Here is a 13,889-nt window from a genome sequence, read left to right as displayed (position 1 = left end):
CGACCAGCATCGCGGCTGGTTCCAGTCCTCGCTGCTGGAAAGCTCCGGCACCCGCGGCCGCGCGCCCTACAACGCCATCCTCACCCACGGCTTCACCATGGACGAGGCCGGCGAGAAGATGTCGAAGTCCAAGGGCAACGTGGTCGATCCCGAGGTGGTGATCCGCGAGTCCGGAGCCGAGATCATCCGCCTGTGGGCCGCCATGATCGACTATTCGGACGACAGCCGCATCGGCAAGACCGTGCTGCAGACCACGTCCGACGCCTATCGCAAGCTGCGCAACACGATCCGCTACATGCTTGGCGCCCTGGCCGACTACTCGCCGGACGAGGCGGTGGAGCTGGAGCAGATGCCGCCGCTGGAGCGGTTCATCCTGCACCGGCTGTGGGAACTGGATGGCCAGGTGCGCGCCGCCTACGAAGGCTATGTGTTCCAGGACGTGATCCGGCCGATCATCGAGTTCTGCCAGAACGAACTGTCCTCGCTGTTCTTCGATATCCGCCGCGACAGCCTCTATTGCGACCAGCCCGGCGAGCTTCGCCGGCGCGCGGCCCGCACGGTGATGGACGCCGTGTTCGAGCGGCTCACCGCCTGGCTCGCGCCGTTGATGCCCTTCACCACGGAGGAGGCCTGGACCATGCGGTATCCAGACGCCCACTCCAACTGCATGCGGGTCATCCCGCAGACGCCGGCTGACTGGCGCAACGACGCCGAGGCCGCTCGCTGGGCCAAGGTCCAGCAGGTCACCTCGGTGGTCACCGGCGCGCTCGAAGTCGAGCGGCGCGAAAAGCGCATGGGCGCGGCCCTGGAAGCGGCTCCCCGCGTCCATGTGGCCGACGCCGACCTGCTCGCGGCCTTTGACGGTCTCGACGCCGCCGAGGTGTTCCGCACCAGCCAGGCGACGCTGAGCGCCGGCGAAGGTCCGGCCGGGGCCTTCGCCCTCGCCGACGTTCCTGGCGTCAGCGTCGAGCCGTTGCGGGCCGAAGGCAAGAAGTGCGCCCGCTCCTGGCGCATCCTGCCGGAAGTCGGCTCCGATCCGCGCTACCCCGACCTCAGCCTGCGCGATGCAGAAGCGGTCGCGGCCTGGGACGCGGTTCGGGCTTGAGCATGAAGGCAGTCACGAAACTGGGCTGGACGGCCTACGCGCTCGCGCTCTTCGTCATCATCGCCGACCAGTTGTCCAAGCATTGGATTTTGTTCGTCTATGATCTTCCGGCGCGGTTCTCGGTGCCGATCGCCGGACCGTTCTCGCTGACCATGGTCTGGAACCGGGGCGTCAGCTTCGGGCTCTTCCGGGCCGACGCCGACCTGGTCCGCTGGTTGCTGAGCGCGTTCTCCATCATCGTCGCCATCGTGCTGGCGGTCTGGGCCCGCAAGACCGAGCGTCCATTCATGGCGATCGGCCTTGGCCTCGTCATCGGCGGGGCGATAGGCAATGTCATCGACCGCATCCGGTTCGGCGCGGTCGCCGACTTCCTGGATTTCCAACGCCTGGGGTTCTTCCCCTGGGTGTTCAATGTGGCCGACAGCGCCATCACCATCGGCGTGGTCTTCTTGTTGCTCGATTCCATGCGTAAGGAATCGGCCTCTTAATCGCATTGGCGGGTATCGTCGTATGCGCTATTCAACCTTCCCTTACCGCCCTGGGCGGTTTTCGGAGCTTAGTTTCATGAGTCTGAACCGTGTGCTCGTCGCGACCGCTTTGGTGGCGGCCGCCGGTCTCGCCGGCTGCAGCTCGACGCGCAGCGCGCTGGGCATGACCAAGGTCACGCCGGACGAATTCCGCGTCGTGTCCAAGGCTCCGCTCGTGGTGCCGCCCGACTACGCCCTGCGCCCGCCGGCGCCTGGCGAGCCCCGCCCGCAGGAACTGCAGCCGGAAAGCGCCGCGCGCGTCGCCCTGCTCGGCCAGCGCGAGGCTCAAGCCCGCTCGGACGGCGAGAAGATGCTGGTCGCCAAGGCCGGCGCCGACAAGGCCGACCCGTTGATCCGCTACGTCGTGGACGATGAAACCGGCGCCCTGGCCCACAAGGAAAAGTCCTTCGCCGACAAGGTGATGTTCTGGAACAACGGCCAGCCTAGTGCGGCCTCGACCGCGGCGGCCGCCGACAATGTCCCATCGGCCATCGATCCGGCCGCAGAGGAAGCCCGCGTCAAGCCGCTGACCGGCGGCGGCGCGGTGGTCATCTCCCGCGAGAAGCCCTCGCGCATCAAGCTTCCGGGCCTGTAGGGCGCGTCGCTTTCCTCTCCCTCGGGAGAGGCTAGGTGAGGGGGCCGCGAAGCGGCTCGTTTGGCCCAACCGTACTGCGGCGGTGAGGCAGATCCCCTCACCTAACCTCTCCCCAGCGGGGAGAGGGATTTTAGACCTCAATCTTCATCTCCAGGCGTCTTCACCTCGTAGCCCTTGGCGCGAAGCTGATCGAGCACGCCGCCCTGCGCCAGCAAGGTGCGCAGGGGCGCCACGGCGATCACGTGCCCGGGGGTCTTCAGGGCGGCCTCGATGTCCTTGGTCAGATCGCCCTTCACACGCGCGTCGAAGGTCAAGGCCCCAGGGGTGACGGCGATGCACCGCTCATAGCTGCGCTCAGCGCCTAGAGCGCCGGCGACGTCGCCCTGCGCCCAGGCCCGCGAGGCCGCCAGGGTCCGCCCCGGCCCAGCCTCGATCTCGCCCATCACCTCGTCCAGGCAAGCCGCCCCAGCGGCTTTCGAGGTCTTGATGACCGCGCCCAGCAGCGGGCCAAGGTCGTAGGAACGCTGCACGACCTTCACCCCGCTTCGCTGCGCTAGCAGCTTGATCAGCTTGGTCGGGTCGGCGGTCGTTAGCCCCTCCTTCTCGCGATAGTCGTCAGTGAGGATTAGGGCTGCGGCGAGTGGATGCTTGGTCTTGTAGTGGTCGGCAGGCTGACCCAGCTTGGTCCGTACCGCGGCGAACCGCTCGCGCTGCGCGGGGTCGAGGCTGTCCTCGAACGGCTTGCCGGACTTCAGGCGCAGGTAGCTGACCGCCGCGCCCGGCGCGCCCGCCAGCTTCACCTTCAAGCCGGTGAACGGCAAGATCACCGCATTGGCCCCCTCCAGGCGGCGGTTGAACTGAAGTTGATCCCATTGCTGGCGCTTGGGCGCCACGGTCGGCGCGCCCAGCACATAGACGGTCGTGTCGGCGTCGGAGACGCGCCACCAAGCCGGCCCAGGCAGCCGGGCGGTGACGACCAGCTCCTCGACCAGGGTCTCGTTGGGATCGACAGCGCCGGCCGGCAGCTGCGCGCTGGGCGTCAGCGGAACCTGGGCCGAAGCCGCCGATGCGAAGAGCGCGGCGGCGAGCGCCAGGCCGAGGACACGTTTCACGAAGTCACCTTCCAGACTTGCCCCCCGGAATCGCCATATACTGATCAGCTAACCAAAGCGTGACCATGCCTATACGCCGTCTCCCGCCCGAAACCGTGAACCGCATCGCCGCCGGCGAGGTGGTGGAACGTCCTGCCAGCGCCGTGAAGGAACTGGTGGAGAACGCTTTGGATGCCGGTTCGCGTTCCATTGAGGTGCAGGCGGACGGCGGCGGGTTGACCCGTATCCTGGTCGCCGACGACGGCTTGGGCCTCTCGGCCAGCGAACTGGCCCTGGCGATCGAGCGCCACGCCACGTCCAAGCTGAGCCCCGACGACGCCGGCGACTACGACCTGCTGCACATCTCGACCCTCGGTTTCCGCGGCGAGGCCCTGCCCTCCATCGGCTCGGTGGCGCGGTTGTCGATCTCCTCGCGCGCCAAGGGCGCCGCCGACGCCCACGCCATCCTGGTCGAGGGCGGCGCGGTCGGCGAGGTCTCCCCCTCCGGATTCCCCGGTCCGCACGGCGCGCGGGTCGAGGTGCGCGACCTGTTCTACGCCACGCCCGCCCGGCTGAAGTTCATGAAGTCGGAGCGTTCCGAAGCCCTGGCCATCGCCGACGAGATCAAGCGCCAGGCCATGGCGCACGAGGCGGTGAGTTTCGCGCTGGACCTCGACGGACGCCGCACCCTGCGCCTACCGGCCGAGAGCAAGGGGCCGGAAGGTAGGCTCGCCCGGCTGTCGGCCATCATGGGCCGCGAGTTCTCGGAAAACGCCCTGGAGATCGACCATGAGCGCGAGGGCGTGCGGCTGACCGGTTTCGCCGGCCTGCCGACCTACAACCGGGGCAACTCGGCCCACCAGTATCTGTTCGTCAACGGCCGGCCGGTGCGCGACCGGCTGCTGCAGGGCGCATTGCGCGGGGCCTATGCCGACTTCCTGGCCCGCGACCGTCACCCGCTGGTGGCGCTCTATCTCGAGGTCGATCCCGCTCAAGTCGACGTCAACGTCCACCCCGCCAAGGCCGAGGTGCGGTTTCGCGACCCCGCCCTGGTGCGCGGCCTGATCGTCGGCGGCTTGCGCCACGTGCTGGCCGGCGCCGGGCACCGGGCGGCCACCACGGTCGCCAGCGAGACCTTGAACAACCTGCGTCCCGGCTGGTCGCCGCAAACCCACCACGCGCCGTCGGCTCAGGGCTTCTCGGCCTGGCAGATGGGCGGCTGGACCCAAGCGGTCCAGGCCGCGGCCCAAACCATTCCTGGCCTGACGCAGGTTTCGGCCCGCGCCGAGCCGGCCCAGGACTGGCCACCGGCGTCCTATGACCACCAGCCCGGGATGCATGAGGCTCCGGCCCCGGCCTTCGATCCAGTCGACTTCCCGCTGGGCGCGGCGCGCGCCCAGGTGCACGAGACCTATATCGTCGCCCAGACCCGCGACGGCGTGGTGATCGTCGACCAGCACGCCGCCCACGAGCGCCTAGTCTATGAACGAATGAAAGTGGAGATGGCGCAGGGCGGGGTGTCCCGCCAGGTGCTGCTGCTGCCCGAGGTGGTCGAGCTCGATCCCGCCGAGGCCGAGCGGGTCGCCGCCCGCGCCGACGAATTGGCGGCGCTGGGCCTGATGGTCGAGGCCTTCGGTCCCGGCGCGATCCTGGTCCGCGAGACCCCGGCCCTACTGGGCGAGACCGACGTCGCCGGCCTGATCCGCGACATCGCCGACGACCTGGCCGAGAACGGTCAGGCCCTGGCGCTCAAGGAACGGCTGGAAGAGGTCTGCTCGACCATGGCCTGCCACGGCTCGGTCCGGGCCGGCCGGCGGCTGAACGCGCCGGAGATGAACGCCCTGCTCCGCCAGATGGAGGCCACGCCCCATTCCGGCCAATGCAACCACGGCCGCCCGACCTATGTGGAACTAAAGCTGGCCGACATCGAGCGGCTGTTCGGGCGGCGGTAGCGGCTCACCACCAATCGAGATTGGTGCGCTTGCCGTCGAGGATCACGCCTTTCAGGCGGGCGCGACCGTCGTCGCCGACCGACACCACCGCGAAGGCTGCGGCCGCGCCGGGATCACGACGCCCGCGCAGCGCCGCCTCCATCGCCTCGGCCTGCTCCTGACCGGCGTGGAAGCGGTCGACGCCGATGTCTAGGGTCACAGCCTCGCGACTTTCGCCGACCTCGCCGACCGCCACGCGTGAGCAATAGACCCCGCCCCGGATCAGGACGTCGCCGCCCTTGGCCTTGGCGGCCTCGCGGGTTGGGCCAGCGCCCACGAACCGGTGCTGGGCTCCATCGGCGCCCAGGGCCAACCAGCCGCCTTCGCTGTAGGGCTGAGTGCGCGGCGGGCAAGATTGACCCGGGAGAAGCGCCTGGGTCAGGCGCAGGGAGACGTAGTGACCGGTCAGCAAGTTGCGGGGATCGACGGCCTCCATGGCCAGCACCACCTCCTGGCCGGCGGTCCGGGCGCGGCTCTCATAGACCACAAGGCCGACCAGCAGCACGACCAACAGCAGGCCGGCGCCGAGGATCCGGGCGGGGAGCAGCTTGATCATGCGGCCACCTTGCGCGAGCGAGTCAGGAAGCCCGCCGCCAACGCGATCATGGCGCAGGCGGCGAACAGACCCGCCGCTGTCATCAGGCCTAGACCTAGATCAAACAGGATCGTGCAGACCCCGGCGATCATCGCCACGACGCCCGCGGCCGTGACCATGCTCTGGCGATCGTTCATGCCGAGCGCGATGACCCCGGCCGCGAGCACCAGCCAGGTCGCGCGGTGGGCGATCAGGTAGCCGCCCTTAACCTCGTCGAAGCCGCCGACCGCGAACAGCGCCAAAGCGCCCCAGACGAACCAGAGGAAGAAGACGCCGAAGGTGCGCTGGTCGGAAAGCTGGCGCGCCGCGCCCGCCAAGCAGCCCAGCACCACGCCGCCGGCGATCAGCCCGGGCGCGCCCCAGGTCTGCTCGTGGAACGACAGGGCCGAGAGCAGGCCGACGATCAGCGACAGCGCGGCTATGTGGGCCAGCGGCTTTGAACTCCAGAACCAGGACAGGGCCATGCCGACCGGGGCGGCGAAGATCAGCCAGCGGCTGGTTCCGGTCTCGAAGCCGCCGGCGAATTCGCCGAGCATGATCAGGGCCAGGGACGCGATGGCCGCCCCGCTGGAGCGGCCAGCGATGGCGAGCAAGGCGGCGGCGAGGCCCGCGCTACGCAGGGCCCGCTGCGGGTCGCCGGCGATGTCGAAGATCTGCCCGGTCAATCCGATGGCCCCGGCGAAGACCAGGGCCGCGACGCTGAGCAGGGTGTTGGTCAAGATCGGCCGGGCGCCGTCTCTCGCCGTCCAGGCCGCCGCGCCGATCACCGCCAGGAATAGCGACAGGATCAGGCCGAACCGCGCTAGTCGGGGGATCACGTCCCAGTTGGCGGCGATGAAGGCGATGGCCGCGACGCCGAGCAGCAAGGCGCCGATCACCGCCAGGGCCACAGAGGCGTCCACTCGCCGGCTGTCGGCCACGCTGGACAGGATCGCGGTGCGATTGCCGGCCGGAACCAGCCCCTCCTCGATCCACCTGTCCAGATCAGCCTGCAGCCGATCCTTGTAGCCCGCCATCTGCGCCCTCCGGCCGCCTCGAAGGCCCCGACCCTCGCCTAAGCCGCAGGTAGGCGCAACCTCAGGCGGCCACGCGCCGGCTCTCGTCGGCGAACAGCATGTTGATGGCGTTCAACAAGCGCTCGGCCTTGATCGGCTTCTCCACCACCCCGTCCATGCCCTGCGCCAGATAGCTCGCGGCGTCCCAGGGGTCGGCGTTGGCGGTCAAGGCCAGGATCGGGACCTTGCCGACGGGCCCAGCCATCGCGCGGATGCGACGTGTGGCGCCGACCCCGTCCAGGTTCGGCATCTTGATGTCCATCAGCACCAGATCGAACCGGCCGCTGGCGGCCGCGCTCACAGCCTGCTCGCCGTCCTCCACGGTTTCGCAAGTACAGCCGAACATCGCGCACAGTGTTTCGGCCACCAGCCGGTTGGTGGCGTTGTCGTCGGCGATCAGAACGTGCAAGCCATCCGGAACGGCTACCACCAGATCGGGCTCGACCGCCGCCTCCGCGCCGGTCGGCGCCGGCACGTCGAACAGCGGGAACTCGAAACGGAAGGTCGTTCCGGCGCTCACATTTCCCCGCGCCTCGATCGTTCCGCCCATCTGCGCGACCAACTGGCGGCAAATTGAGAGGCCCAACCCCGCGCCGCCCTCGCGCACGCCCGCCTCGGTCTGACTGAATGGCTCGAAGATGGTGGCTAGACGCTCATCGGGAATACCGACTCCAGTATCGCGCACCGCGCCTTCCAGGTGGACATGGATGTCCTCGCGGCGAACCCTCAGCGCCACCTCGACACCGCCTTGTCGGGTGAACTTCAAGGCGTTGCCGATCAGGTTGTTGAACACCTGCTTGATCCGCACCGCGTCGCCCAGCGCCCACTGGTCCGGGGCCCCGTCATAGGAAAACACCAGGCTCAGCCCCTTGATCTCGGCCCGCGCCGACCAGAGGGCCGCAAGGTCGTCGAGCAGGGCGGGCGCGCAGAAGCCGTCCTCGGAGAGTTCCAATTGCCCAGCGTCGGCCCGCGTCAAGTCGAGCGCATCGGTCAGCAGCCGCAGCAGCGTCTGGCCGGAATCCTGGATGGTCGCGACATAGGGCCTCAAGCTTGCATCGCTCAACTTGCGTTCCAGGATATCGGCGATCGCCAGCACCCCGTTCAGCGGCGTGCGGATCTCGTGACTCATCACCGCCAGGAACTGCGACTTGGCGGTCAGAGCGCTCTGCGCCTCGAGCCTCGCCTGGTTCAGAGTCTCGGCAAGCCGGGTCATCTCCTCGGCATGGGCCCGGTTCGCGGCGCTGGTCGCCTTCAGCAGCGAGAGGGTCGAGCCGACCCCGGCGTAACGTCCGCCGCTGACCACCACGAAGCCCTTCATCACCTCATCGGCGCGCTCAGCGAGCACCTCGCCGCAGAACTCCGCGACCGGGGTGTCGCCCTCGACGGTCAACGGATTGGCGCTCATCAGCAGCGAGACCGGGCGCAATCCATAGAGCGCCCGACCATAGTGCGCGGCCATGGCCACGAAGAAAGCGTTCCGCTCCACCAGCCCCACGGGCCGCCCCTCGGCGTCCACGACCGCGATGGCCAAAGTCTCGGGTTCGGCCTGGAAGCGGTCGTAGACGTCCTGGCCCAAGGTCTGTGGCGAGATCGGCGCCACTGGCTGGATCAGGTCTAGAAGAATGGCGGTCATCTGGAAGCCTTCCGCGTTTCAAGCGGGGCTTTAAACAAACTCGACTAATGGCGGATGAATCGCGTTCTCTATTATTCTATAGAAACGAATTTTACTGTCATAAAACCTACATATAAACGTCATCGTCTCCATATCGAAATGGAAGTGATTTTTTGTTCAGTATCCAGAGACGACCTGGGCAGAGCGACGACGAGGCGCGGCCTACGCGGAAGGCGGCCGCCAGGCGATCATGCCTTCCGTCCGCGCCCGGACCTCCGACGAGGCCAAGCAAGTAGCCACCGCCTCGTAGCCAGGCGTGCCGGCATAGGGGGCGACGCGGATCGGCGGGCTGTGATTGGCCGGGCAGAGAATGATCTCCTCGCCGGCGCCCACGGCGGTCAGGTCCAGTATCGCGCAGGACCGCGTCATCAGGAACAGCGGCTTGGCGTCAGGGCCTCGGCGGCGCAGATGGGCGATCAGCGCTTCCTGGCTCGGCTCATCCAGGCCCTGCTCCACCATGTCGACAACGATGGCCGTCAGCCCCTCGGCTTCCATATCGGCCAGCAGGATGAGCAGCGCGTCGGACGCAGTGGCGCCGTCCTCGACCAGCCAGGTCAAGGCCTGATCGACCCGCGACTTGAGGGCGGGGTCGGCGTCCAGGCGGGCGCGAACCGCCGCCCCGCCAGCGGCCGAACGCTCCAGCCCCAGGAAGGTCGCGCCCGGCAGGGCTTCGGCCAAGCGCATGGCCAGCCTGGTCTTGCCGCAACCCAACGGGCCGGTGATGTAGGTCAGCGGGCGGATATCGCGCAGCTCGAACCGCTCCCCGCCCCAGGGCCAGGGAAGATCGAAGGCGACGTTGATCCCACCCGCCGAGCCTAACACCCGCGCCAAGTCGCCGGCGGCCGGCGCCTGGCCCCGGCCGAGGTCGGCCCGCAGGCCGCGAACCTTTGCGACGCTGTCGCCGAGTTGACGCAGTTGGGCTTCCAGCGCCGCCTGGTGCGAGGCTAGGGCGGGCTCCAAGCCTTGGGGATCGCCAGCCAGGACCCGCGCCACCTGGGCGAGGCTGAGACCAAGGGCGCGCAAGGCCACGATCTCGCCGGCGCGGGCCATCTCGTCGGGGCCATAGGCCCGCCATCCGGCGGCCGTGCGGGCCGGGGTGACCAGGCCGCGCTGCTCGTAGAGCCTCAGGGCCTTGGCGGAAACACCTAGCCGCCTGGCGGCTTGCGACGGGTTCAGGAACCGGGCGGAAGAGCTCACGAATCACCTCGTTGTTGGCTGACCGCTGCACTTATCGGGGCGGTCCCAGGGACCAGGTCAACCAGCGTTCGCGCGCCATGCCGCCGGCGACTGGACGTCGGCACGGCGTTTCGCCATGATCGCCGCGTCCACCAGGAAAGAGATCATGTCTGAGATTGCGTTCGAGGCCCGGGCCTAACCGCCGAGCCGGCGTCCTCGCCTAAATCGGCTGTCAGGTCCGTTCGTTCGTACCCGCCCTCCCATGGGACCTGCGCGGGTGCGTCTCGTCACGCCTGAACGTCGGACATTCCATTGAACATCTCGAAACCGCAGCAACGGACGCTGCACGCCCTGGCTCAAGGGGGCAAAATCGTCATTGAACGCAATGAGCGCGGCGATCTGATCGCAGCTGAGTGCATCACCCGCGACGGGTGGGCGCTGAGCGACTGCGATCTGTTTGTCTTCAAGAGCCTGAAGAAGAAGCGGCTGATCGCCAGCCGGGACGGCAAACCCTACCTGATCACCAGGGAGGGCTTGCTCAATCTCCGCAGTCAGCTCGACAACCGGACCTCAATGAGAGACTGGTGAGTACCTGAGGAAGTGGACGCGTGCGGCGCCGTAGTCGCGCGCGTCCAGCTTTTCGAAGCCGTCGACGGCGAAGTCCGGCTCGTCGGAGCCACGCTCGAACATCACCACCGCGCCGTCCGCCAACCAGCCGCCCTCGGCCAGGCGGGCCAACGAGATTTCGCCCAATCCCTTGCCATAGGGCGGGTCGAGGAACGCCAGGTTGAAGGCCGGGCCGTCGGCGCCGGGCCGCACGCCCAGATCAGTGGCGTCGCGGCGATGAACCCGCGTGCGCCCGAATAGTCCCAGGGTGTCGACATTCTGGCGGATCGCGCCGCGCGCCTGCTCGTCGGTCTCGACGAACAGGCAGAAGGCCGCGCCACGCGACAGGGCCTCGAAGCCCAGAGCGCCGGAACCAGCGAACAGATCGATGATCCGCAGGTCGCGAACCCCGGGCGACCAGGCGGCGTGTTCAAGGATATTGAACACCGCCTGCCGCGCCCGGTCCGACGTCGGACGTGTCTTATCGCCGGCCGGCGTGGTGAGCGCCTTGCCGCGGAACTCTCCAGAGACGATCCGCATCAGTCGCGCTTGGGTCCACGCGGGCCAGACCTAGGCGGGCCGGAACGCGGAGCGCCTGACTTCGGAGGCCCCGAACGCGGCGGGCCTGAGCGCGGAGGCCCGGACCTGGACGCGCCATCCTTGGGCGGCCCTGAACGCGGGGGACCAGATCTCGGAGGACCTGAGCGCGGCGCGCCGTCCGATGACGCCGAGCGCGGCGGGCCAGATCTCGCGGCGCCGTCACGGGGTGGACCCGAGCGCGGAGGGCCTGAACGCGGAGCGCCGTCCGAGGATCCCGAACGCGGCGGCCCCGAACGGACATAGCCTTCACCGGCCGCTGAGCGCGGCGGGCCTGAACGCGGAGGACCAGATCTCGGCGGTCCCGAACGTGCGGGGCCATCGCGCGGCGGGCCCGAGCGCGGGGCGCCGTCCGAGAAGCCTGAACGCGGGGGTCCAGATCTCGGAGGACCCGAGCGTGCGGGGCCATCACGCGGCGGACCGGAACGCGGCGGTCCCGAGCGCGGAGCGCCATCAGAGGCCCCCGAGCGCGGCGGACCGGAGCGGACGTAGCTCGATTGCTCGCCGGCAGCGGCGGAACGCGGCGGGCCTGAGCGCGGGGGGCCAGATCTCGGAGGCCCGGAACGTGCGGCGCCGTCGCGCGGCGGACCCGAGCGGACATAACCTGACTGTTCGCCGGTCGCCGAGCGCGGCGAGCTCGAACGCGGCCCCCCAGAGCGCGGCGGGGCGGACGAGAGCTTGGGGCCCCGCGCATTGCCGGAGCGGCCGTCATCGCGTTTGCTATCGAAGCTCTTGGCGCGACCATGGATGGGCTTGCCCGCGGCGCGCGGCGGACGATCACGCGTCACCGCCGGAATCTGGCCGGGTGTGAAGGTCCTGATGCCGCCCGGCTTGTCTTCGGCCAGACGCGAGGAGCGCATGCGCGGCGCGAGAGGCGCCTGGGTGTCGTCCTGGCCAGGACGCGGGGCGCGGCGCGGCTTGCCGCCGTGGACCCTGACCTCGATCTTCGGGGTCGCCCAGCCGGCCTTATAGACCGCTTTCGGCTTAGGCACGCCATCGGACGGCGCACTCACGCCACGGCGGCCGGAGGGGCCCGCCTTGCCGGTGAACAGCGGCCGGTCGCCCGTGGGCATGTTCTCATCGTCGATATACTCGGCGAGCTGCTCGCGGATCACGCGGGGCCCCACCTCCTCGATGTGCCCCATCTCGAGCGTACCGAGTGAGAACGGGCCGTAGGACAACCGGATCAGCCGGCCGACCAGCAGGCCCAGCGACTTCAGCACTCGGCGGACTTCGCGGTTCTTGCCTTCGGCCAGGACCACGGTGAGCCAGACGTTGGCGCCTTGCGGGCCTTCCTTGGCCTTGTCGATCTTGGCGTCGATGGGGCCGTACTGGACACCTTCGACGGTGACGCCGTCCTTCAGCTTGTCGAGTTCGGCCTGGGTGATGCGGCCCCGCGCGCGGACGCGGTAGCGGCGAACCAGGCCAGTCGTCGGCTGCTCCAAGGCGCGGGCCAGCTCACCATCGTTGGTGAGCAGCAAAAGACCCTCGGAGTTGATGTCGAGGCGGCCGACCGAGATCAGCCGAGGCAATCCAGGCGGCAGGGCGTCGAACACGGTCGGGCGCCCCTTCGGGTCCTTGTGCGTGGTCAGCAGATCGACGGGCTTGTGATAGCGGAACAGGCGCGTCGGTTCGGCCTGTTCGACCACCTCGCCGTCCACTGTCAGGATATCGCCAGGTTCGACCTTGACGGCCGGGGTGGTGAGAACGGCGCCATTCAGGGCGACGCGGCCAGCTTCAATCAGCTTTTCGACGTCGCGGCGGGACGCAACACCGGCTCTCGCCAAGGCTTTTGCGACGCGCTCACCTTGACCGGAGGCCGTCTCATCGTTTCGTTGGGGGTCGTGGATCATGATCAACGCACCATGCGCATCGCGCTTCGAGCCGCGCAAGCCGCCGCCGCAAATGGAGAGACTCCAGTTGGGGCGGTAATTGTCGATCCAGCGACTCAGGAAGTCATCGCGGTGGGCGCCAATGGACCGATCGGGAGCCACGATCCGACCGCACACGCGGAGATCGTCGCCTTACGGGAGGCGGCTCGGAAGCTTGGAAACTACCGGCTGACCGACCTGACGCTGGTCGTCACCCTGGAGCCCTGCGCCATGTGCGCTGGGGCGATAAGCCACGCCCGCATTGGCCGGGTGGTGTTCGGCGCGGAGGACCCGAAGGGCGGCGCCGTCGTCCATGGGCCGAAATTCTTCGAGCAGCCGACCTGCCATTGGCGCCCGTCGGTGACCGGCGGGGTGCTGGCCGAAGAGAGCTCGGTCTTGCTGAAAGATTTCTTCCGCGCTCGGCGCAAGAAAAAGACCAAACCGGTCGAGTGACGCAAAGGGGCCTACCCCCGGAACAAGTCCAGGAACGCTCCGAGGGCGGCCGGGTCGCCGCGCTCGATCTTCACCTTGCCGGTCTGCAGCGCCGTGGACATGGCTTGGGGCGAGGCCAGCGCGGCGACCCAGTCGGCCTTGGCGGCGGCGACCACAAGCGGCGTCTCGGCGCCAAGACCTTTGGAGGTCTCGGCCACGCCGCGCCGCACCGCGCGCAAGGCCGCGATCGGGTCTGGGCTCCGGACGCCGAGGACGTTCAGGTAGAAGCGGCTGCGCATCTCCGAGCCACCGCTCGTGCGCCGGATCTGGTGGCACGCCAGGCCGACGTTCACTGGGACGAACACGGTGCCGACGGTCCCGACGACGGCCGTGCCGTCGAAGCGGGCGAGATCGATGCCGTACCGGGCTGGATCCTGCGGCGCGATGGCGAGCTGATCCATCTGACCGCCGATGACTTCGTCGACGTACGACACATTGCCCTGCCAGCCCGAGCGGTCGGTCGGATCGATGTGGTCACCCGGGTGGCCGTCACGGACGCCCGCGTAGGCGTGCGAC

Annotated in this window: 14 protein-coding genes; 6 read left to right on the top strand and 8 right to left on the bottom strand. The window is 68.7% G+C overall.

Features of this window, described 5'->3' with window-relative positions; genetic code table 11:
- The 3 genes from Q7T84_RS11375 to Q7T84_RS11365 all read left to right on the top strand — a co-directional run.
- Positions 1-1,105, top strand: a 1,105-nt coding sequence (locus tag Q7T84_RS11375) for a class I tRNA ligase family protein (protein ID WP_304808839.1), incomplete at its 5' end; no start/stop codon positions are given.
- Between the two features lie 2 nt (positions 1,106-1,107).
- Positions 1,108-1,593 carry a signal peptidase II gene (lspA, locus tag Q7T84_RS11370; RefSeq protein ID WP_304808837.1) on the top strand — a complete coding sequence of 162 codons (486 nt, stop codon included), beginning with the start codon at positions 1,108-1,110 and terminating at the stop codon, positions 1,591-1,593.
- A gap of 76 nt (positions 1,594-1,669) precedes the next feature.
- Positions 1,670-2,227: a DUF3035 domain-containing protein gene (locus Q7T84_RS11365; RefSeq protein ID WP_304808835.1), complete on the top strand. Its 558-nt coding sequence runs from the start codon at positions 1,670-1,672 to the stop codon at positions 2,225-2,227.
- A gap of 137 nt (positions 2,228-2,364) precedes the next feature.
- On the opposite strand, the gene Q7T84_RS11360 is transcribed toward Q7T84_RS11365, so the two are convergent.
- On the bottom strand, positions 2,365-3,339 hold the full coding sequence (locus Q7T84_RS11360) for a TraB/GumN family protein (RefSeq protein ID WP_304808833.1): 975 nt from the start codon (positions 3,337-3,339) through the stop codon (positions 2,365-2,367).
- A 65-nt stretch (positions 3,340-3,404) separates the two neighbouring features.
- Here Q7T84_RS11360 and mutL point away from each other — a divergent pair, with 65 nt between their 5' ends.
- Positions 3,405-5,270, top strand: a complete 1,866-nt coding sequence (gene mutL, locus Q7T84_RS11355; RefSeq protein ID WP_304808831.1) for a DNA mismatch repair endonuclease MutL — start codon at positions 3,405-3,407, stop codon at positions 5,268-5,270.
- Positions 5,271-5,274: 4 nt separating this feature from the next.
- Here the strand turns inward: mutL and Q7T84_RS11350 are convergent, their stop codons facing one another.
- From Q7T84_RS11350 to Q7T84_RS11335, 4 genes are all read right to left on the bottom strand, one after another.
- The gene (locus Q7T84_RS11350) at positions 5,275-5,865 is read right to left on the bottom strand and encodes a GDYXXLXY domain-containing protein (RefSeq protein ID WP_304808829.1); all 591 of its coding nucleotides are present in this window, start codon (positions 5,863-5,865) and stop codon (positions 5,275-5,277) included.
- Entirely contained in the window at positions 5,862-6,920 is a 1,059-nt protein-coding gene (locus tag Q7T84_RS11345; protein ID WP_304808827.1) for a DUF2157 domain-containing protein, read from the bottom strand. Before Q7T84_RS11345 ends, Q7T84_RS11350 begins: the two co-directional genes overlap by 4 nt.
- Positions 6,921-6,981: 61 nt before the next feature.
- A complete protein-coding gene (locus Q7T84_RS11340) occupies positions 6,982-8,592 on the bottom strand; it encodes an ATP-binding protein (protein WP_304808825.1) in 1,611 nt (536 codons plus the stop codon).
- Positions 8,593-8,793: 201 nt separating this feature from the next.
- Complete coding sequence (locus tag Q7T84_RS11335; RefSeq protein ID WP_304808823.1) at positions 8,794-9,828, bottom strand: MerR family transcriptional regulator; 1,035 nt, start codon at positions 9,826-9,828, stop codon at positions 8,794-8,796.
- A gap of 291 nt (positions 9,829-10,119) precedes the next feature.
- Between Q7T84_RS11335 and Q7T84_RS11330 the strand changes: the two genes are divergently transcribed.
- Positions 10,120-10,395: a YjhX family toxin gene (locus tag Q7T84_RS11330; protein WP_304808821.1), complete on the top strand. Its 276-nt coding sequence runs from the start codon at positions 10,120-10,122 to the stop codon at positions 10,393-10,395.
- Here Q7T84_RS11330 and rsmD read toward each other — a convergent pair.
- The gene (gene rsmD, locus Q7T84_RS11325) at positions 10,378-10,953 is read right to left on the bottom strand and encodes a 16S rRNA (guanine(966)-N(2))-methyltransferase RsmD (RefSeq protein ID WP_304808819.1); all 576 of its coding nucleotides are present in this window, start codon (positions 10,951-10,953) and stop codon (positions 10,378-10,380) included. The two genes, Q7T84_RS11330 and rsmD, sit on opposite strands and share 18 nt — an antisense overlap.
- Entirely contained in the window at positions 10,953-12,863 is a 1,911-nt protein-coding gene (locus tag Q7T84_RS21150) for a pseudouridine synthase (protein WP_370653651.1), read from the bottom strand. The genes rsmD and Q7T84_RS21150 overlap by 1 nt, the downstream gene beginning before the upstream one ends.
- Positions 12,864-12,875: 12 nt before the next feature.
- Here Q7T84_RS21150 and tadA point away from each other — a divergent pair, with 12 nt between their 5' ends.
- Positions 12,876-13,334 carry a tRNA adenosine(34) deaminase TadA gene (gene tadA, locus Q7T84_RS11315; protein WP_370653650.1) on the top strand — a complete coding sequence of 153 codons (459 nt, stop codon included), beginning with the start codon at positions 12,876-12,878 and terminating at the stop codon, positions 13,332-13,334.
- A gap of 11 nt (positions 13,335-13,345) precedes the next feature.
- Here the strand turns inward: tadA and Q7T84_RS11310 are convergent.
- A partial coding sequence (locus Q7T84_RS11310; RefSeq protein ID WP_304808817.1) for a DAPG hydrolase family protein occupies positions 13,346-13,889 on the bottom strand: 544 nt, incomplete at its 5' end.

Source organism: Phenylobacterium sp. (assembly GCF_030654915.1).
GTDB lineage: Bacteria > Pseudomonadota > Alphaproteobacteria > Caulobacterales > Caulobacteraceae > Phenylobacterium.
Note: the sequence above shows the minus strand (reverse complement) of the source record. Positions and strands in the feature narration are given on the sequence as shown.